The following is a 20514-nucleotide window of genomic DNA, read 5'->3' on the forward strand; positions in this document are numbered from 1 at the left end:
TTTTAACAGAAAAATGGATTTCTCCATTTCTATCTGACGGAATTTGTCAAATTATAGGGTCTTGACCTTAAACTCAAAATGAAATTATAGACCCAAAATCTTGGCATCTACAAAAAAGGTAGAGTTAATTTCTATTTGATGATCGGTACCTAGCACTTCGTCCGTAACCGTATTTATCCTTAAGCTATAGCTGTCTTTTTTGATATATTCCTTTAGGTCCATATCAGAAACGTCCAATAGCAATGTATTGCCCACCATTTCCGATACATCCGCGGCAGAAGCTATTTGGACCTCGTCCAGACCTTCGGCAGAAATAAAAATAGTAATGGACTCCAGAAAGCTAAAATCCGCATCTTCCGGAGAGATTAAGACCAGTTCCAAGGCTGTTAATCTTATTTCTTCGATTAAATCCTTTCTGGTATCATTGGACTCAAACTCAGATTCAGAATTGGTCTCGGTAGCCGGCGTAAAAATATCAAAGGGCAAATCTATTCCCGTAGATGCGGGTATTGTTGCTCGTTGGCTATACTCGATATCGAATTTTGTGAGTTCCGAAAGCTTATCACAATTAAAGAACAATATGGCTATACTTAGAAAAGCTAAACTCTTTTTCATCGGAAACGTTTTTAAAACAACGTTTCAATCTCAATTTTATTGAATTACGTAAGTAATTTATTACTTTTTAGATTTGTAAAAGAATAACTAAGGTCTCCTAAATTCGTAGCTTACTTCGTCATCGGCAATATTAGGATTGTCCACAAAGACCAATCGAAGAGTAAGCTCTTCTATCAAATAGGTATAGGATTCATTGGCACTAAGACGAATTTCGTTCTTTTCTCCTTCGTAGGTGTACTGTCCCGCTTCCTTAAATAAGGAATTATCATCAGCTTGTGTTACTGTTAAGGTTTTATCATCTACCGCAAAAGTTATTTTAGTTGCAGTGAAATCAATATCGGGCTCAAAAAAACAAAAACAGGAAATATTGACCAACTCCCAAGTACCTTCCAAAGAATTATCTATAAAAGCATCTTGGTCGTTGGAGCAACTACCCAACAATATAATTGTACAAGCTAAAATCAGATATTTCCGCACGATATATTTTCTTTATTTGACGACCAATACAAAATAATTCTTTTTGCCACGCTGAAGCAGCACGAATTTATCGTTGATCAAATCTTCAGTAGTAATCAGATAATCATCTTTTACCTTTTCTTTATTGACGGATATTGAATTTTGTTTCAACTCCCTACGGGCTTCGCCGTTGGAGCCTAAAAAACCGGTTTTTGCGGATAAGGCTGCAATCATATCCATCCCATTTTCAATTTCGGTCCGGGCGACTTCGGCTTGTGGCACACCTTCAAAGATGTCCAAAAAAGTTTTTTCGTTCAAGTCTTTCAAATCGGATGAAGTAGATTTACCAAAAAGGATTTGGCTCGCTTTGACCGCATTGTCCAAATCTTCTTGGGAATGCACCATCACCGTAATTTCCTCGGCCAATCTTTTCTGAAGCAATCTCAAATGAGGGGCTTCCGCATGTTCTTTAGTGAGTCCTTCAATTTCAGATTGACTCATAAACGTAAAAATCTTGATATATTTTTCCGCATCCGCATCCGAAGTATTCAACCAGTATTGATAAAATTTATAGGGCGAAGTCCTTTCGGCATCCAACCAAACATTACCGCTTTCCGTTTTTCCGAATTTAGTACCATCGGCTTTGGTAATCAACGGACAGGTCAAGGCATAGCCTTTACCGCCGCCTATTCTCCTGATGAGCTCGGTACCTGTAGTTATATTGCCCCATTGATCACTGCCTCCCATTTGTAAAGTACAATAGTGCGTCTTGAACAGATGTAAAAAATCGTACCCCTGTACCAATTGATAGGTGAATTCCGTAAAGGACATCCCTTCTTTTGCCTCTGCCGATAACCGTTTCTTAACGGAATCTTTGGCCATCATATAGTTTACCGTAATATGCTTACCTACATCACGGATAAAATCCAAAAACGAAAAGTCTTTCATCCAATCATAATTATTGACCAAGACCGCAGCATTTTCGGAATCACTATCAAAATCTAAAAAACGGGACAACTGCTCTTTTAACGCATTCTCGTTATGCCTTAAGGTTGTCTCATCCAAAAGATTTCTTTCGGCCGATTTTCCGGAAGGATCTCCTATCATTCCCGTAGCCCCACCGATCAAGGCATACGGTTTGTGCCCGGCCAGCTGAAAATGGCGCAACATCATCACGCCCACCAAATGACCAATATGAAGCGAATCTGCCGTAGGGTCAATTCCCACATAGGCCGCTTGCATGGCTTCCATCAAGTGTTCCTCGGTTCCAGGCATGGCATCGTGCAACATTCCCCTCCATTCCAATTCCTTTACAAAATTTGAAGCCATTCTTTTTGTTTTCTAGATTTTGATTGCAAATATAAAAGGAATTATGTGCGCCCACTAGCCCAAGGGAGTACGAATTTATCCATGGGTATTCCCTAACTTTGAGCCATGGTTTTAGTAACTGGCGGTACTGGACTGGTGGGTTCCCATCTTTTATTGGAGTTGGTAAAGACGGGTATTTCAACAAGAGCTATCTATCGTTCCGAAACAAAGCTGCGGGAAGTTAAAAAAGTCTTTGGATACTATACTGAAAATCCAGACGAGCTTTTTGAAAGGATAGAATGGGTAATTGCGGATATTCTAGATATTCCGGCCCTAACAGAGGCTTTTGAAGGTATTACCCATGTTTACCATGCCGCTGCGCTAATATCTTTTGATCCAAATGATTTTAACCGACTTCAAAAAACCAATGTTGAAGGAACCGCGAACGTGGTCAACCTTTGTATTGCCAACAACGTTAAAAAACTGTGCTATGTGAGCACCATAGGAACTATTGGTAGAAGTACCGGTGATACAAAAGCCAATGAAGAGACGGAATGGAGTGCTATGAACACCAATGTTTACTCCATTTCCAAGCACATGGCCGAGATGGAAGTATGGCGGGGTTCGCAGGAAAGCCTATCCGTTGTTATCGTAAATCCGGGTGTTATTATAGGTCCTGGATTTTGGGAAACAGGAAGTGGTAAGCTTTTTAAAACTGTGAACAAAGGATATGGTTTTTATCCTCCCGGGGGAACGGGCTTTGTTAGCGTTAATGATGTGGTGAGGGGCATGATCAGGTTAATGAATTCCCCAATCGTGAACGAACGCTATATTATGGTAGCGGAAAATCTTTCCTTTAAAAGCATATTAGCTAAAATCGCGCCAAAACTCGGTGAAAAAACTCCAGGAAAAGTGCTTAAAATATGGCAATTACAAATAGCGCGCTACGGGGATTGGTTGGTAAATCTACTAACAAGAAGAGGACGGAGAATTACAAGAAATACTATTTATTCTTTGAAAAATCCAGAATATTATGACAATTCAAAAATTAAAACGATCCTTAATTTTAAATTTGAACCTTTGGAAAAAAGTATTGCGTTTAGCGCGGCCAAATTTATTGAGCAACATCAGTAGTTTTGAGGGGCATTTTGGATTTGTCCTTTTCAGCTGATTTCATTTTATTACGCTCCAAACTATCGACTAATTTCTTGGCCTCATCCAAAATCTCTTTTTCCTTTTCCAGTAACGTTTCAACTTCTATATAAAGTGCTTCGTAATCTTCGGGCAGCGATGCATAATAACGGTCGCTTTCTACAAATTGGGCACTATCAATACCGTATTTTTCAAAAACATGATTGGTAGGGTCTATACCGTATTCTTTTAATTTTCCTAAATTAATCCCTTTGGCGGCATTTAGAATGGCCATATCTTTTAAGATTAACACCATTTCGTCCTTAGGAATAAGGTTTTCAGGGGTATCTATTAGTTTTTCCCCACATGCCAATAGGAACAGGAGTAATCCTACCGCGATAAGTTGCTTTTTGATCATCTATTAAAAGTGAGTCTTTTTCCGTTTCTTTTTTCTGAAATTTTGCCATGTTCATAGGCTAGGTGCCCATTGACAAAAGTGTGCGTTACCTTAGCCTTAAAAATGTCGCCATCAAAAGGAGACCATCCACATTTATAAACAATGCTTTCTTTGGTAACTTCCCAAGAATCCTTTAGATCTACGATGGCCAAATCCGCAAAATACCCTTCGCGTACATATCCCCTTTTTTCCAATTGAAAGAGCTTCGCGGGATTATGGCACATTTTTTCGACCAAACGTTCCAAGCTTATTTTTCCGTTGAGACTTGCTTCGAGCATAGCGGGCAATGCGTGTTGTACCAATGGTCCTCCCGATGGCGCCTTGGTATACACATTATCTTTTTCCTCTAGTAAATGCGGGGCATGATCGGTAGCAATGACATCTATCCTATCGTCCAATAGGGCATCCCACAACATACTTCTGTCTTTGGCCGTTTTTACCGCTGGGTTCCATTTGATCAACGTTCCCTTTGTTTTATAATCGGCATCGGAAAACCAAAGATGGTGAATGCATACCTCGGCAGTGATTTTCTTTTCTTCCAACGGAATATCATTTCGAAACAAAGCGGTCTCTTTTCCCGTGGAAAGATGAAAAACATGCAATCTTGCTCCGGTTTTCTTTGCGAGTCCTATCGCTTTTGACGAAGAAAGGTAACAAGCTTCTTCGCTTCTGATCAATGGATGTTTTTCAATAGGAATAGCATCGCCATATAGTTCCTTATATTTGGCCATATTCTCCCTAATGGTGGTTTCATCCTCACAATGTGCGGATATTACCATTTCCGTACTCCTAAAAATAGCTTCTATTACCTTTTCGTCATCTACCAACATATTGCCTGTGGAAGATCCTAAAAAAAGTTTCACCCCGGAGCAGGCATTTTTGTCCAATCGTTTTATTTCTTCCAGATTGTCATTGGTGCCGCCGAACAAAAAAGAATAATTGGCGAAAGACGATGCTGCTGCCATCGCAAATTTTTCTTCCAATTTTTTAATGGTGGTCGTCTGCGGATTGGTATTGGGCTGCTCCATGAACGTTGTAATACCGCCGGCGACCGCAGCTCTACTCTCCGTAGCTATCGTGCCTTTATGTGTTAGACCGGGCTCCCTAAAATGTACTTGATCATCTATTATTCCCGGTAGTACATGCTTGCCATTTAAATCGATAACTTTTACAGCGTCATCCGAAATAGCATTTCCTATTTTGGCAATATGTTCCCCATCAATAAGTATATCCTGAACCTTTTGGTTCCCTTCATTGACGACCACTCCATTTTTTAAAAGAATTCTTTGCATCCTAAAATTTTTTTCTCAAAAAGAGACTTCGCATTTTCATAGCGAAAACACCCCAAATGGCCTCACTAATGATCGAAGAACTCATTTTTGATTTTCCTTTCTCCCTGTCCCTAAAAATAATGGAGACTTCTTCTATTTTATAATTTTTTAAATAGGCCCTGAATTTCATTTCAATTTGAAACGCGTACCCTACAAAACGTACCGAATCCAAATCGATATTTTCCAATACATACCGCTTATAGCAAACAAATCCGGCAGTAGGGTCGTGTACACGCATGCCCGTAATCAGTTTTACATAGACCGAGGCGCCATAAGATAAAAGTACCCGGTAAAGAGGCCAGTTCACTACGTTCACGCCTTTTTTATAACGAGACCCCACCGAAACATCCGCTCCGTTTTCGCATGCTTTCAGCAATCTCGTTAAATCGGTCGGGTTGTGTGAAAAATCGGCATCCATCTCAAAAATAAAATCATATTTCTTGTCAATGGCCCATTTAAACCCGTGAATGTATGCCGTTCCCAAACCCGATTTTTCGGTTCTCGTCTCCAAAAAAAGTTCATTTTTAAACTCTTCTTGCAATTTTTTTACGCAATCCCCAGTTTTGTCCGGTGAATTATCGTCCACTATAAGAATATGGAAATGCTTTTGCAAATCAAAAACTGCCCTGATGATGGCTTCTATGTTTTCAATTTCATTGTAAGTAGGAATTATGACAATGCTGTTGGACATACAAATTGGCCTGAAAGAACAAAAGTAATGTTTTCATTACGTTGTTAAAACGGGTGCGGGCTGTTTATGATTTTTTTAAAAACCGATAACTCCCGAGAATTTGTAATTTTGCCCAACCAAAGCAACCTAATGTTAGCCAAATTCCCTAAATCGTTTTTTTATTTTCTTGCCGGTTTTTTGGTCGTTAATCTACTCCAAGCCTGCTTTACGGAGCTTATTTATGATGAGTCCTACTATTGGTATTATAGTCAAAATATGGCTTGGGGCTATTTTGACCACCCTTCTATGGTGGCCGTGCTCATAAAATTGAGCAGCCTTTTTTTTAATGGCGAACTTGGTGTACGGTTTATAACCTGCTTAATGGGCGCAGCAAATCTGATGGTGCTCTGGCTTCTTATCGATAATCCAAAAAAGAAGGGATATGTAACGCATTTTTTTGTGCTGGCCTTCTCGATGACCTTATTGAATGCCTATGGTTTTCTTACTTTGCCGGACACTCCTTTGTTGTTTTTTACAAGTTGTTTCCTTTTGGCGTATAAAAAATTCATTGCCAAACCGTCGCTGTTTTTAGGAATGGTGTTAGGTATATTGATGGCCGCTCTAATGTATAGTAAATATCATGCAGTGTTGGTCATCTTATTTGTGTTGCTGTCCAATCTTACTCTGTTAAAAAATAAATATGCATGGTTGGCCGTATTCGTAGCACTGTTATGTTATGCACCACATTTTTATTGGCTCTATGAAAATGATTTTGTTTCCATCAAATATCACTTGTATGAAAGGCCCAACGGAGCGTATCGTTTTGAAAAATATACCTTGGGCTTTTTTGTAAATCTGATCGCCATTTTTGGATTGACTTTTCCTTTTATCTATTATGCGCTGGCAAAAACAAAATCCAAAGACTTGTTTACCAAAGCATTGCTCTACTTGACTTACGGTGTTATCATTTTCTTTTTCATCTCTAGCTTTAATAGAAGGGTACAGACCCAATGGGTCATTATCGTTTGTATTCCTTTATTGATTATTTCCTACAATTTTATGTTGATACATAAACAGGCCTTAAAATGGATTTTTAGATTGGCACTCGTCAATATTGCTATTCTCTTTTACCTAAGAATTGGACTGGTATATCAACCTTTGTTGTTCAATTTTTATTATGAAAGCCACGGGAATAAACAATGGGTAAAACAAGTGGAGAACGAGGCAGGCGATACGCCCGTTGTTTTTGAAAATTCATATAGGAGAGCACCAATGTATGCCTTCTATTCTAATGGAAAAACTTCATTTTCATTAAATAATGTTTTTTATAGGAAAAACCAATACAGTATTGATGACTCAGAAGAAAAAGTAAGGAATCATAAAGTGCTTTATATTTCCACCTATATGAAAAAAGGCGATTTTTCATATACGCAGACTAACGGATATGAAATTTTTGGGAAATATATTGACAATTTTAAATCCTATCGAAAACTGGAGTGTTTGGTGAACGAAGAGGAAGGTCCATTTAGCATGGGCCAAGTAATGAACTTTAGGGTCTTTAATCCTTATGATTTTGATGTTCCCATGGAAGAGCTAAAATTTAATGTCGCTTATTTGGATGTGTACAAAAAAACGCAAGAAATACTGCCTGTAAATGTCAATACCCTAAGAGATTTTTCAGTCTTAAAAGCAAATGACACGGTGGCTTTCAAGTTGAAATTACCAAGGTCGGAAAAAGAAAATTTAGCTAAATTTAGAATCGTTATTTCTGAAAATGGCCTGTACCCCGGGCTCAACGGAAAACCAATTCCACTTAATTAATGGAACCTATACTAAGAACTACATATGAAACGGACTGGATTACATTGGTCATTTTTGGCAGCTTATTTTTAGTACTCATCGCTAAAAGTCTTTTTTACACACGCTTTTTTAATTTTATCATACTTCCCTTTAACAATAAGTACATCTTTATGTACAACAAAAAGGAGAAGTTGTTCAATTGGTTTCATATTTTCTTTACCCTTTTTCAGGTTATCAATACCTCGCTGTTCATTTATTTAGCTTGGCGTGCCTTCTTAAAGCAGGAAAACCAGGAATATGCGTTTCTTTTTCCGGCCATTCTCATAGGCTTCTTTCTATTCCTTATACTGAAGGTTTTCTTACAACTGGGTAACGGCTTTATTTTTGGTTCCTCCCAAATCTTTAGCGAACTGGTTTTCAAAAAATTGTCCTATCTCAACTATGCTGGTATTGTATTGTTTATCGCCAATATTTTTCTGACCTATGTACTTATAGATTCTAAAATTGTTGTTTCCATAGCTTTTCTGTTGTTTTTGATCATTAATGTTATCGGTTGGGTTACAGTCATTAAGAATTCTCAAAAATTACTTACAGGACATTTTTTCTATTTTATTTTGTACCTTTGCGCACTCGAAATTGCACCCTTACTTATTGTAGGAAGCTTTCTAAAATAGTTCATCATATGAAAGTAAAGACGATTTTGGTTTCGCAACCGGAGCCAAAAATGGAAAACTCTCCCTATTCCAAACTTATAGACAAAGAGAAGGTTAAGGTAGATTTTAGACCTTTTATTCATGTGGAAGGAGTAGAGGCGAAAGAAGTCCGTCAACAAAAAATAGATTTAAAGGAATATACTGCCATTATCCTTACGAGCAGAAATGCCGTAGACCATTATTTTAGACTGGCAGATGAAATGCGCTTTAAGGTTCCGGATTCCATGAAATATTTCTGTCAGTCCGAAGCCGTCGCATATTACCTACAGAAATACGTTGTTTACAGGAAAAGGAAAATATATGTTGGAAAACGGTTATTTACAGATTTGGTTCCTTTGATTAAAAAATACAAGGATGAGAAATTTTTACTTCCCTCCTCCGATGTTTTAAAACCGCAAGTACCTGAAACTTTGGACGGATTGGCCATTTCTTGGACAAGAGGCATTTTTTATAAAACGGTAATCAGCGATCTTTCCGACTTAAGAAATGTGTACTATGACATTTTAGTGTTCTTTAGCCCCTCAGGTATTGAGTCGTTGCTGCAGAACTTCCCCGACTTTGAACAAAATGATACCAGAATTGCGGTTTTTGGTAACAGCACCGTAAACGCGGCTACTGATGCCGGCCTACGTATAGATATTAAGGCACCTACCCCGGAAACACCATCCATGACGATGGCACTTCAAAAATATATCACTAGCGTAAACAAGTAATTACGCTAAGTAAAAAATAAAAGCCCGGTCTATCGACCGGGCTTTGTGTTTAAAACGCATAGCGTTGCGGACCGCCACGCCTTATTTCTTCACTAGCATATTTCTCGAACTTTTTAAAATTCTCCCTGAAAGCATTGGAGAGCTTAAATGCTGTTTTATAATATTTTTCATCATTGTTCCAAGTAGTTCTAGGACTTAGAACACTTGTAGGCACACCAGGGCATTCTCTGGGCTGCGCAACCCCAAATACAGAATGTATATGATAATTATCATAGGAATACAAACCAAGCTCACCGCTCAAGGCGGCACTGATCATGGCCCTTGTATATTTTAATTTCATTCTTGTGCCAATCCCATAGGGGCCACCCGTCCAACCGGTATTGACCAACCAAACGTCTACGCCGGACTCTTTCATTTTATTACTGAGCATTTCTGCATATTTTGTGGGGTGCAAAGGCATAAAAGGTGCTCCAAAACATGCCGAAAAAGAAGGTTGCGGCTCTACTACACCTGCTTCTGTACCAGCCACTTTTGCAGTATAACCAGAAATAAAATGATATGCCGCCTGACTAGGTGTCAACTTTGATATTGGAGGGAGCACGCCAAAAGCATCGGCAGTTAGGAAAAATATATTCTTGACATCTTTGCCTATGGAAGGTTGTTGAATATTATCAATGTGATAAATGGGATAACTTACCCTGGTATTCTGTGTAATGGAGGTATCTGCAAAGTCAACATTACCATCATCGTCCAAAATAACGTTCTCCAAGATGGCACCCGGCTTAATGGCTCCGTAGATTTCAGGTTCTTGCTCTTTGGAAAGATTTATAACCTTAGCGTAACAACCTCCTTCAAAATTAAACACTGTGTTTTTTTCGGTCCAACCATGTTCATCGTCCCCGATCAGTTTTCTATTGGGGTCTGTGGAAAGCGTCGTTTTCCCTGTTCCGGAAAGTCCAAAGAAAATAGCGGTATCACCCTCTTCTCCCACGTTGGAAGAACAGTGCATGGGCAAAGTGTTTTTGTAGACCGGTAGCATAAAATTAAGTGCGGAAAAAATTCCCTTCTTTATTTCACCTGTGTAGCCCGTCCCACCGATCAAGGCAATTTTTCTGGAAAAATTAAGAATAGCGAAATTATGCTGGCGCGTACCGTCTACTTTGGCATCTGCCATAAAACCGGGAGCGTTCACTACTGTCCATTCTGGCTCAAAATTGGTCAGTTCCTCTTGGTTTGGCCGTAAGAACATATTATAGGCAAACATATTGGACCAAGGATATTCGTTGATTACCCTAATATTCAATTTATATTCCGGATCGGCACAGGCATAACTGTCCCTAACAAAAAGTTCTTTCCCGTTCAAATAAGAAATGACCTTTTCATACAGGTCATCAAACTTTTTACTCTCAAAAGGAATGTTGATATCGCCCCACCAAATTTTTTCTTCGGTGATGTCATCTTTCACAATAAAGCGGTCCATGGGTGACCTCCCGGTAAATTCCCCGGTATTGACCGCAAGTGTACCATTGGCAGTCTCCACACCCATGTTTTTTTCTATTGTAATTTGTTGAAGTTCTTTTGGGGATAATTGATAGTGAATGTTATCGTGATGTATCCCATAATTTTTTAACGAAATCGTTTTAGTAGTATTGACAGTACTGTCCATAATTAGTTTTTTATCGTTACAAAACTATTAAATTCTCTTTCCAATAACTTGGTATATTCGGCAAATTAATCCCCTTTACCGTAGAAATGCGAAATCACTATCCTTCTGAAAAAAAGATTAAAAAATCAGCAGCAGAATTATTTAATTATAAAATAATGATTTAAAAATTGCAATAAAATTACGAATTCGATAAAATTAGTTCGTTATTTTTTCCAAATTCTAGTTTTAAGGGATTATCCCGAATGTAGCACCAACCTCTAAGAACTAGCTTTTGATCGTATCATTTGATACCCGAGGACTATCCATCCACAAATCAGAAAAACACCTCCCAACGGTGTCAAAAAAGCGATTTTTTTAAAATCGATTGCCGTTAGATCATTTAAGGCCAAAAGGTAAATTGAAAAGGAAAACAACAACACTCCAATTAGGATCAATCTATAGATAACGGTTTTTGCTTTGAGCGATAATTGCGGTAATAGCCCCACCACGAATAATAAAAATGCATGATACATTTGATACCGCACCCCGGTTTCAAAACTATCCACTGCATCAGAATTGACCAATTTCTCCAATCCATGCGCACCAAAAGCGCCCAAAACCACTGCAAGGGTCCCAAAAATACAGGCCGTTCCAAAAATTGTTTTCTCCATAACTTTTAATGCTTATTTTTTTATAAATCTAACAATTTGATACCTTAGCTATTCTTAAGTCATAAAAGTAGGTAATAAGTATGTCGCGAAAAATTCTTGTAGTAGGTGCCGGGAAGTCTACGTCCTATTTATTGGATTACTTTTTAGAAAAAGCAAGTGCCGAAAACCTTTTGCTCACTGTAGTTGATAAAGACCTAAGTCAGATTCCATCATCTATTTCAGAACATCCGAACTGTAAGGCAATTTCTTTGGATATTTTCAATGAAGAAGCGCGAAAAAATGCAATAGCCGAATCTGATATTGTTGTTTCTATGTTACCCGCGCGGTTTCACATAAAACTGGCCGAAGACTGTATTACTTTTAAAAAGCATTTGGTTACGGCTTCTTATGTAAGTCCTGAAATAAAGGCTATGGAGCATCGTGTGAAGGAGAACAATCTTGTTTTTATGAACGAGGTAGGCCTTGACCCCGGTATAGATCATATGAGCGCCATGCAAGTAATTGATAGTATTCGGGAAAAAGGAGGTAAGATGTTATTGTTCGAGTCTTTTACCGGAGGGCTGGTCGCTCCCGAATCCGATACCAATCTATGGAACTATAAATTTACTTGGAATCCAAGAAACGTAGTCATGGCCGGACATGGCGGTACGGCGAAATTCATTCAGGAAGGTACCTACAAGTACATTCCCTATCATCGGCTTTTTAGGCGCACGGAATTTTTTGAAATCGAAGGATATGGTAAGTTTGAAGGATATGCCAATAGGGATTCCTTGAACTATAGGGAAGCATACGGACTACAAGATGCCCTCACCATCTATAGGGGCACCATGCGGAGAGTGGGTTTTTCCAAAGCTTGGAACATGTTCGTACAACTGGGCATGACAGATGACAGCTATACAGTAGAAGATTCTGAAAATTTGACCAATCGCGAATTTGTAAACTTGTTTCTTCCCTATTCCCCAACGGATTCTGTTGAATTAAAACTGCGTCATTACCTGAAAATTGACCAAGATGATATTATGTGGGAGAAATTAAAGGAGCTGAACTTATTTGACGATACTAAAAAAGTAAATCTTAAAAATGCTACTCCCGCCCAAATATTACAAAAAATATTGGAAGATAGTTGGACGTTACAATCGGACGATAAGGACATGATCGTGATGTATCATAAATTCGGTTATGAGATCAATGGTGAAAAAAAACAAATAGATTCCAATATGGCGGTCATTGGTGAAGACAGGGTACACACTGCCATGGCAAAAACAGTGGGGCTGCCTACAGCAATCGCTACGCTGCTTATCCTAAATAAAAAAATTATGACTCCGGGAGTTCAGATTCCCATTTCGAAAGAAATCTATGCACCCATACTTTCCGAACTCAAAAACTATGGAATTGTCTTTAAGGAATTCGAGGTGCCCTATGTTGGCTATAACCCTGATTCGGTTTCAACTTAAAGGAATCCAAACGAAGTTTTTAAAATGATAACTATTGTGGGATAATAATCAATTCCATTAGCTAAATATCTACTGACCTCTACAAAGTTTTATTTTCTGGTTATCGATTTAAGGGATAATGGCTATTTTTACTTCAATCTGAAATTAGAAATATGAAATCCAATAACGTAAAGGTCAAAATTGATGGAATTGACAAAAAAATCCTAAGATTTTTGATGGAAGATGCCCGAAAACCCGTTTTAGAGATAGCCCGAAGCATAGGAATCTCGGGAGCGGCCATTCACCAACGTTTACGAAAGCTAGAGGCCTCAGGGTTGTTGGCAGGCTCAAAATTCATCATCAATCCTAAAGTGATGGGGTATACCACAATGGCCTATATAGGTATCTATTTGGATAAGGCCATGAGCAATCCCGTTGCCGTAAAACAATTGGAAAAAATCCCCGAAGTCTTGGAATGTCACTATACCACGGGCAATTGGTCCATTCTTATAAAAATATTATGCAGGGACAATGAGCATTTAATGCATGTCTTAAATAAAGAAATACAACAAATAGAAGGAGTCTCCCGTACGGAAACTTTTATCTCTTTGGCACAGCAGATCGATAGGCAGATTACAATTTAGCGACCAACTCTGTCCATGCCACATAAACCATATTATTTTTGGGGATGCCTATTATTCCTTTTTATACGCTCGGCCAATACTTTTGGTCAGCAACTCCACGATTCAATTCCCTTGCATCAAATTGAGTTAAGGCACGATAACGATTTTTTCCTGTTGACCGATCGGTATTATTCTTCCGGACTATTTGTTACTTATCGTAAACTTTTAAATAGAGGGATTTTAGGAAAGGGTGGAGAACAATTATCGTTCAGCCTGAATCAAGAGGTATACACCCCGTCACAAACACAGTCTACCGACCCGAATGTCTTTGATAGACCTTATGCCGGTTTCACTGGATTAACCACTTCATGGTCCATTGCACAAAAAAATCAGTTGTTCGAAACCCGTTTTCTCTTGGGAGTTGCCGGTTTAAATTCTGGTGCGGGCGGCTTTCAAAGATGGTACCACGATGCGGTAGCCATTTCCGATTCCCCACTGTGGATAGAAGAATTGGCGGACAGCTTTCACGTGAACCTCTATTTTAGTTATGTAAAAGAATGGCAATTGGCTCCTGTTCCCTTTGGTGTGAGATTTGCCCTAAAACCAAATTTGGCATTGGGCACACGAGATATTTATGCGGAACCAGAAGCTATTTTTTACTTTGGTAGGCGCAATGAGACCCATAAGACCATTGCATATGACCGTTTGGGAAGTTTACAACGTGAAATCTATTTCGCGTTACGATTTGGGTATCGGCAGGTGTTTTATAACGGACTTATTGAGGGGAATCTATTAGGAGATAACTCCGTTCGTGTTAAAAATCCAAAGAATTCGGTCTACCGGATTGGTCTTGATTTTTTTCATCGCTTTAAAAAGAACGATTACAAGGTTGGGATTCGTTTTAATTCCCAGGAAACCGTTCAGGCTAAAAATCATCAATATTTTCTATTGGCTTACGGACTTACTTTTTAGTTTGGCACCCATTATTCCTTCCCGACTTTATTTTTGGATTTTCCTCTAGTTGAAAATCGAACATAATCAAATGCTGAGGTGCTTTTTTCCCTCCGGAAGCAGTGTACATTTTTTGTGCAGCTACATTATCCGTATCCGTTAATACCCATGAAGACGAACATCCCAACGATTTTCCATGTTCATTTAGGAACTTTACCAAACTTCTTCCAATCCCCTTATTTTGATGGGTTTCAAGTACTCCTACCTCATCAATGAACAAACTGGGCATTTTGTCAGGATGTACATAATGAACCCCGGAAGCCATTCCCACCACCTTTTCATTATCCAAGGCAATCGCCATATGGTGTCTTTTGCTATTCAAAAACGCTATAGCACTTTTTTCCTTGATCGGATAATCAAACAAAGCGTCCCCAACAACGATCAATTTTTCAAGGTCTTCATTATTTGCCAGACGGATTCTCAAGTTACTTTTCATCACTTCATTCCTATAAAAAAAGCCTGCTCGGAAAATCACGAACAGGCCTCTATATTCAAATTTACATGTGGTTTAATCTCTTCCTCCAAGAACTTGAAGCCCCCAATATACTAGAGTAGCCAGAGAACCTATTGCTGCCACCAAGTATGTTCGTGCCGCCCACTTCAAGGCATCTTCGGAGCCTTTGTATTCCTGTTGCGTCACAATGTTCTTATTTTTTAACCAAGCCAATGCCCTATTACTGGCATCATACTCGACGGGAAGGGTAATAAAGCTGAACAGCGTTGCAAAACTCATCATCACCAAACCGGCAATAGCTACCCAATATCCAAAACCAACTCCAGCCGCGGCACCCAATGCCAAACCACCGAAAACCACCCAAGTGGACATACTGGAAGTAACACTTACAACGGGCACTAATTTAGAACGCATAGTCAACCACTCATAAGCCGTAGCATGTTGTACAGCATGGCCTACCTCATGTGCAGCAACCGCCGCGGCAGAAGCGTTCCGTTGATTATAAACTCCTTCACTCAGATTCACGGTTTTGTTTTTGGGATTGTAGTGGTCCGTTAACATTCCGGGAGTGGAAATCACCTTTACATCCCTTATCCCATGGTCATCCAACATTTTTTGAGCGATTTCTGCGCCGCTCATTCCGTTTTGTAAGTGTACCTTGGAATAATGTTTGAACTTACTTTTTAAGCGGCTACTGACTAGCCAACTGACCAAAGCAATTGCTCCAATTAATATATAATATCCTATCATAACTTTTCAAATTTTAAATTCTATTAAATATACTAAGATTCCGATTATTCTAAGAACCTGCCTATTGAAAAGCAAAAACCCCGCCAAAACTGAACGGGGTTATTCAACTGACAAAATGTACTTTTATTTAAAAACCTCTTCCCAGCCAAAGGCCTCTATAATTTCTTCATAGACCACTTTTCCTTCAATAATATTCAAGCCTTTTCGCAAGGTTTCATCTTTATCGCAAGCTGCTTTCCAACCTAAATTGGCCAATTTCAAGGCATAAGGCAAGGTAACGTTCGTGAGTGCCATAGTGGAAGTATAAGGTACCGCTCCGGGCATGTTTGCCACGGAATAATGCACCACGTCATCAATAATATAAATAGGGTCTTCATGGGTAGTGGGTCTGGTAGTTTCCACGCAGCCCCCTTGATCTACCGCAACATCAACGATGACCGTTCCCGGACGCATTTCCTTCAACATATCCTTCGTAATAAGATTTGGGGCCTTGGCACCTTTCAACAATACCCCTCCAATAATTAAATCATGGGTTTTTATGTGCTTTCTGATGTTGAACTCATTGGAGAATTCCGTGACCACATGCGGCGGCATTACGTCATTGACATATCTGAGGCGTTTCATATTAATGTCCATAATCGTGACGTGCGCTCCCAATCCCGCTGCCATTTTAGCAGCCTGAATTCCAACAACGCCCGCACCCAAGACCAAAACTTTACCGGGAGCCACTCCGGGCACTCCTCCTAAAAGTACACCTCTACCTTTTACGGGTTTCTCCAAATATTTTGCCCCTTGTTGTATGGCCATACGTCCCGCTACTTCAGACATTGGAGTCAATAACGGTAAGCTGCCATCTTTATCCTCTACCGTTTCATAAGCAATACAGATTGCTTTTTGTTTGATCATGGCCTTGGTCAACGTTTCGCTAGATGCAAAATGGAAATAGGTAAATACGATTTGACCTTCTTGAATTAAATCGTATTCTTCTGCAATGGGTTCCTTGACTTTAACGATCATTTCACTCATAGCATACACTTGATCAATAGTATCCAAGATAACCGCTCCGGCTTGTTTGTAATCCGAATTGAAAAAACCGCTCCCTTCCCCTGCATTGGACTGCACGCACACGGTATGGTTGTTCTTTACGAGTTCAAATACTCCGGCCGGCGTCATACCGACCCTACTTTCATTATTTTTAATTTCTTTTGGGATACCAACAATCATTGTTATGTAGTTTTGAATTACACCGCTAAATTGTGATAATTTAAACACATATCAAAAAAATATTCGATAAAAAGTAGGGGTTAGTTGACGAAAAATATATTTTTAAACATAACACCCCCTAAATTTTAGGGGGTGTTATGTTTTTATTTAAAAAAAATAAAATCGAAATTATAATTATGAACACTGAAATAATAAGTGTTAGCCCACAATATTTACAATTTTACCAGGCACCACAATTACTTTTTTAGGCGTACGACCTTGCAGCTGGTTCTGTGTTTTTTCATGTGCCATAACCGCTGCTTCTATCTCATCTTTTCCCAAATCCAAAGGCAATTCCATGGTAAACTTCATCTTTCCATTAAAGGAAATGGGGTATTCCTTGCTGCTTTCTATCAAGTAACTACCCTCGAATTTTGGAAAGGGAGCAGCACTGATGGATTCCGAATGCCCTAATTTTTGCCAAAGCTCCTCAGCAATATGAGGCGCATAGGGCGAAACCAAAATGGCCAAAGGTTCTAAAATTTCTCTATGAGTACACTTTTGTGCTTGTAGCTCGTTCACACAAATCATAAAAGTGGATACCGATGTATTAAAACTGAAATTTTCGATATCTTCTTCTACTTTTTTGATGGTCTTGTGCAAGGTTTTAAGGGCCTCCCCCAGCCCCTCAGAAGAAGGGGAATCAGTCACATAAAAAGCTCCATTGGCACCTGTATGATACAACCGCCACAATTTCTTTAAAAACGAATGTACGCCCGTAATCCCAGACGTGTTCCAAGGTTTGGACTGCTCCAAAGGCCCTAAGAACATTTCGTATAGGCGTAGACTGTCCGCCCCATATTCTTTAACAATATCATCTGGGTTAACGACATTGTATTTGGATTTGGACATTTTTTCGACTTCGCGATGAACAATATAAGCCCCTCCCGGCCTCCCCAAAGGGGAGGAGTCGGCTACATAAACTTCTCCATTTTCTAGAATAAATTCTGCATCTCTATATTCTGGTCTCCATTTCTTAAAACTTTCAATATCCAACTCATCGGAACCATTTACCAAACTAACGTCAACTCGATGTCTAAGTAATTTGAAATTCATTTCATATTCAACACCGTCTTCCTCAAAATAGAATTTGTCCAAATCATCAATAAAACTTCTAATAAAGTCAAAAATAATCTTTGAATCAGATGTTTCTTCATAGCCTAATTTTCCATCAATTTCCTCAAGCAAATCAACCATTTCTACTGAGATAAATAGCGGCGGGAAATATTTTCCTTTTCCAAAGAAATTATTCTTTTCTTTGCTTCTCCTTATTCCAGGCATTACTTGAAAAACAAAAGCACTCGTCCCCGTAATCATCCCTTGATTGATTAGTTTTTTGGCAAACTCATCTTTGGGTACATAGCCCCTGTCAAACATAAACTTCTGCCAAAAACGGGCATACAATAAATGTCCCGTGGCATGTTCACTTCCGCCAATATATAAGTCTACATCTTGCCAATAGTCAATGGCTTCCTTAGAGAAGATTTCCTCGTCATTATGAGGGTCCATATACCTATTGAAGTACTGGGAACTCCCGGCCCAGCCCGGCATGGTGTTGAGTTCAAGTGGCCCTCCTTTGATTTCGGTGCTTCGGCTCCGCTCAGCATCCGAAATTGCTTTATTAAATTCTTCTTCAGACACTACATTGCCCTCGTCACCATACTGTAACCAATGCCATTTTTTTGCATTTCCCAATGGCGGTTCCCCTGTTTCAGTAGGCAGATATTTATCAACCTCAGGCAACTCTAATGGTAGGAATTTTTTGTCCAACATTTGAGGCATTCCATCTTCGTTATAATACACAGGAAATGGTTCGCCCCAATAGCGTTGTCTGCTAAAAACGGCATCGCGTAAGCGGTAGTTGATTTTTCCTTTTCCCTGTCCCAGTTTTTCCAATTCGAAAATGGCGCGTTTTACCGCTTTTTTATAAGGCAATCCGTTTAGAAAATCAGAATTGGCGATGACCGTTTTTCCTTTGTCCGCAAAAGCTTCCTCGGAAATATCCACACCCTCAAAAATATTGGGAATAGGAATATCAAAATGTTTGGCAAAATCATAATCCCGTTGGTCCCCACAGGGTACTGACATTACCGCACCAGTACCATAACCCGCCAATACGTAATCCCCAATCCAAATGGGAATAGGTTCCTTGGTAAACGGATGCTCCGCATAGGCTCCTGTAAAAGCGCCGGAAATGGTCTTTACGTCTGCCATGCGGTCACGCTCGGAACGTTTGGCGGTGGCCTTTATATAAGCATCTACCTTAGCTTTTTGTTCCGGAGTCGTGATTTTTGACACCAATTCATGTTCCGGTGCCAAGGTCATAAAAGAGACTCCGAAAATAGTATCTGGACGGGTGGTGAAGACTTCAATTTTATGGCCCCCTCCCTTGGAGGGGGTTGGGGGGAGGATATTAAACGTAACACTAGCCCCTTCACTTCTTCCAATCCAATTGGTCTGGGAATCCTTCAACGGTTGTGGCCAATCTATTTTTTCCAATCCGTCCAGCAAGCGCTGCGCATAAGCAGAGATACGCATGCTCCATTGGGTCATTTTTTTCCGAATTACGGGATGCCCCCCACGTTCCGAAACGCCGTTTACAATTTCATCATTGGCCAAAACGGTCCCCAAAGCCGGACACCAGTTCACTTCGCTTTCGGCCAAGTACGTCAATCTATATTTCAATAAAATTTCCTGTTTTTCCTTCTCTGAAAAAGAGTCCCAATCCACCGCAGAAAAAATGGTGACCTCTTCATCGCAAACCGCATTAACACTTGCATTCCCATCGGTCTTAAAAATGGAAATCAACTTTTCTATATCCTCGGCCTTATCGGCATCAACATTATACCAAGAATTGAACAATTGGATGAATATCCACTGTGTCCATTTATAATATTTAGGGTCCGAAGTTCTTACTTCTCTATCCCAATCGAAAGAAAAGCCAATTTTATCAAGTTGCCTTCTATAACCCTTGATGATATTATCGCGATAATTATCGTCGTGAATAGAAGTAGGTAAATTTTTATCTATTAAAGCTTCATTTTTTATTGAGCCATCTCTGTTAAGATACTTCTCGAGAATATTCTCCTTTTCATCTAAACAACCTTCAATATTTATTTCTGTAGTATCTCGAGGATGCTGTCCTGTCTGTATGGCGTATTGCTCCGCCGGAAGTCCAAAGGAATCATAGCCTTGGGGGTGTAGGACATTAAAGCCTTTATGTCTTTTATACCGCGCATAGATATCACTGGCAATATAGCCTAACGGATGCCCAACATGCAGCCCGGCTCCGGAAGGATACGGAAACATATCCAACACATAGAACTTCTTTTTTTCGGCCCCGTCGCTTCCGGGGTTTTCCGCTTTAAAAGTTTGGTTTTCGGCCCAATATTTCTGCCATTTGGCCTCAATTTCGTTGAAATTGTAATTCATTTTATATATTTCAGCAATAGATAGGCAAAAATAGGTTT

The 20514-nt window shown here is 39.5% G+C and carries 19 protein-coding genes; 7 read left to right on the forward strand and 12 right to left on the reverse strand.

Features of this window, described 5'->3' with window-relative positions; genetic code table 11:
• Positions 1-84 precede the first annotated feature (84 nt).
• From ACKWBX_RS12755 to tyrS, 3 genes are all read right to left on the reverse strand, one after another.
• Complete coding sequence (locus tag ACKWBX_RS12755; RefSeq protein ID WP_413969084.1) at positions 85-615, reverse strand: hypothetical protein; 531 nt, start codon at positions 613-615, stop codon at positions 85-87.
• Positions 616-702: 87 nt separating this feature from the next.
• A complete protein-coding gene (locus ACKWBX_RS12760) occupies positions 703-1092 on the reverse strand; it encodes a lipocalin family protein (RefSeq protein ID WP_413969085.1) in 390 nt (129 codons plus the stop codon).
• Between the two features lie 12 nt (positions 1093-1104).
• Positions 1105-2400: a tyrosine--tRNA ligase gene (gene tyrS, locus ACKWBX_RS12765; RefSeq protein WP_413969086.1), complete on the reverse strand. Its 1296-nt coding sequence runs from the start codon at positions 2398-2400 to the stop codon at positions 1105-1107.
• Positions 2401-2505: 105 nt separating this feature from the next.
• Here tyrS and ACKWBX_RS12770 point away from each other — a divergent pair, with 105 nt between their 5' ends.
• Positions 2506-3513 (forward strand): NAD-dependent epimerase/dehydratase family protein, encoded by a 1008-nt coding sequence (locus ACKWBX_RS12770; RefSeq protein WP_413969087.1) that lies wholly within the window; start codon positions 2506-2508, stop codon positions 3511-3513.
• Here ACKWBX_RS12770 and ACKWBX_RS12775 read toward each other — a convergent pair.
• From ACKWBX_RS12775 to ACKWBX_RS12785, 3 genes are read right to left on the reverse strand one after another with little or no spacing between them, the layout of a single operon-like run.
• On the reverse strand, positions 3494-3928 hold the full coding sequence (locus ACKWBX_RS12775; RefSeq protein ID WP_413969088.1) for a DUF4296 domain-containing protein: 435 nt from the start codon (positions 3926-3928) through the stop codon (positions 3494-3496). The genes ACKWBX_RS12770 and ACKWBX_RS12775 overlap by 20 nt on opposite strands.
• A complete protein-coding gene (locus ACKWBX_RS12780; RefSeq protein ID WP_413969089.1) occupies positions 3925-5259 on the reverse strand; it encodes a dihydroorotase in 1335 nt (444 codons plus the stop codon). Before ACKWBX_RS12780 ends, ACKWBX_RS12775 begins: the two co-directional genes overlap by 4 nt.
• A gap of 1 nt (position 5260) precedes the next feature.
• The gene (locus ACKWBX_RS12785) at positions 5261-5989 is read right to left on the reverse strand and encodes a polyprenol monophosphomannose synthase (protein ID WP_413969090.1); all 729 of its coding nucleotides are present in this window, start codon (positions 5987-5989) and stop codon (positions 5261-5263) included.
• A 129-nt stretch (positions 5990-6118) separates the two neighbouring features.
• Between ACKWBX_RS12785 and ACKWBX_RS12790 the strand changes: the two genes are divergently transcribed.
• Genes ACKWBX_RS12790 through ACKWBX_RS12800 form a run of 3 tightly spaced genes read left to right on the forward strand, consistent with a single transcriptional unit; the run spans position 6119 to position 9194 of the window.
• Positions 6119-7789 (forward strand): ArnT family glycosyltransferase, encoded by a 1671-nt coding sequence (locus ACKWBX_RS12790; RefSeq protein WP_413969091.1) that lies wholly within the window; start codon positions 6119-6121, stop codon positions 7787-7789.
• Entirely contained in the window at positions 7789-8442 is a 654-nt protein-coding gene (locus tag ACKWBX_RS12795) for a DUF4271 domain-containing protein (protein ID WP_413969092.1), read from the forward strand. The genes ACKWBX_RS12790 and ACKWBX_RS12795 overlap by 1 nt, the downstream gene beginning before the upstream one ends.
• Positions 8443-8450: 8 nt before the next feature.
• Positions 8451-9194, forward strand: coding sequence for a uroporphyrinogen-III synthase (locus tag ACKWBX_RS12800; RefSeq protein WP_413969093.1), 744 nt, complete (start codon positions 8451-8453; stop codon positions 9192-9194).
• A 49-nt stretch (positions 9195-9243) separates the two neighbouring features.
• Here the strand turns inward: ACKWBX_RS12800 and pckA are convergent, their stop codons facing one another.
• Positions 9244-10860 carry a phosphoenolpyruvate carboxykinase (ATP) gene (gene pckA, locus ACKWBX_RS12805; RefSeq protein ID WP_413969094.1) on the reverse strand — a complete coding sequence of 539 codons (1617 nt, stop codon included), beginning with the start codon at positions 10858-10860 and terminating at the stop codon, positions 9244-9246.
• A gap of 257 nt (positions 10861-11117) precedes the next feature.
• Entirely contained in the window at positions 11118-11510 is a 393-nt protein-coding gene (locus ACKWBX_RS12810; RefSeq protein WP_413969095.1) for a DUF423 domain-containing protein, read from the reverse strand.
• Between the two features lie 80 nt (positions 11511-11590).
• Between ACKWBX_RS12810 and ACKWBX_RS12815 the strand changes: the two genes are divergently transcribed.
• The 3 genes from ACKWBX_RS12815 to ACKWBX_RS12825 all read left to right on the forward strand — a co-directional run bounded on the left by ACKWBX_RS12815 (position 11591) and on the right by ACKWBX_RS12825 (position 14538).
• On the forward strand, positions 11591-12964 hold the full coding sequence (locus ACKWBX_RS12815; RefSeq protein WP_413969096.1) for a saccharopine dehydrogenase family protein: 1374 nt from the start codon (positions 11591-11593) through the stop codon (positions 12962-12964).
• Between the two features lie 152 nt (positions 12965-13116).
• On the forward strand, positions 13117-13587 hold the full coding sequence (locus ACKWBX_RS12820; protein WP_413969097.1) for an Lrp/AsnC ligand binding domain-containing protein: 471 nt from the start codon (positions 13117-13119) through the stop codon (positions 13585-13587).
• A gap of 15 nt (positions 13588-13602) precedes the next feature.
• A complete protein-coding gene (locus ACKWBX_RS12825; RefSeq protein ID WP_413969098.1) occupies positions 13603-14538 on the forward strand; it encodes a lipid A-modifier LpxR family protein in 936 nt (311 codons plus the stop codon).
• Here the strand turns inward: ACKWBX_RS12825 and ACKWBX_RS12830 are convergent.
• From ACKWBX_RS12830 to ACKWBX_RS12845, 4 genes are all read right to left on the reverse strand, one after another.
• Positions 14528-15013, reverse strand: a complete 486-nt coding sequence (locus ACKWBX_RS12830) for a GNAT family N-acetyltransferase (protein WP_413969099.1) — start codon at positions 15011-15013, stop codon at positions 14528-14530. The two genes, ACKWBX_RS12825 and ACKWBX_RS12830, sit on opposite strands and share 11 nt — an antisense overlap.
• 72 nt (positions 15014-15085) lie before the next feature.
• Complete coding sequence (locus tag ACKWBX_RS12835) at positions 15086-15781, reverse strand: zinc metallopeptidase (RefSeq protein WP_413969100.1); 696 nt, start codon at positions 15779-15781, stop codon at positions 15086-15088.
• A 123-nt stretch (positions 15782-15904) separates the two neighbouring features.
• Positions 15905-17005: an alanine dehydrogenase gene (gene ald / locus ACKWBX_RS12840; RefSeq protein WP_413969101.1), complete on the reverse strand. Its 1101-nt coding sequence runs from the start codon at positions 17003-17005 to the stop codon at positions 15905-15907.
• 198 nt (positions 17006-17203) lie between these two features.
• A complete protein-coding gene (locus tag ACKWBX_RS12845; protein WP_413969102.1) occupies positions 17204-20476 on the reverse strand; it encodes a leucine--tRNA ligase in 3273 nt (1090 codons plus the stop codon).
• Positions 20477-20514: the final 38 nt, after the last annotated feature.

Origin of the sequence: Maribacter algae, assembly GCF_047345745.1 — a bacterium.
Classification (GTDB): domain Bacteria; phylum Bacteroidota; class Bacteroidia; order Flavobacteriales; family Flavobacteriaceae; genus Maribacter.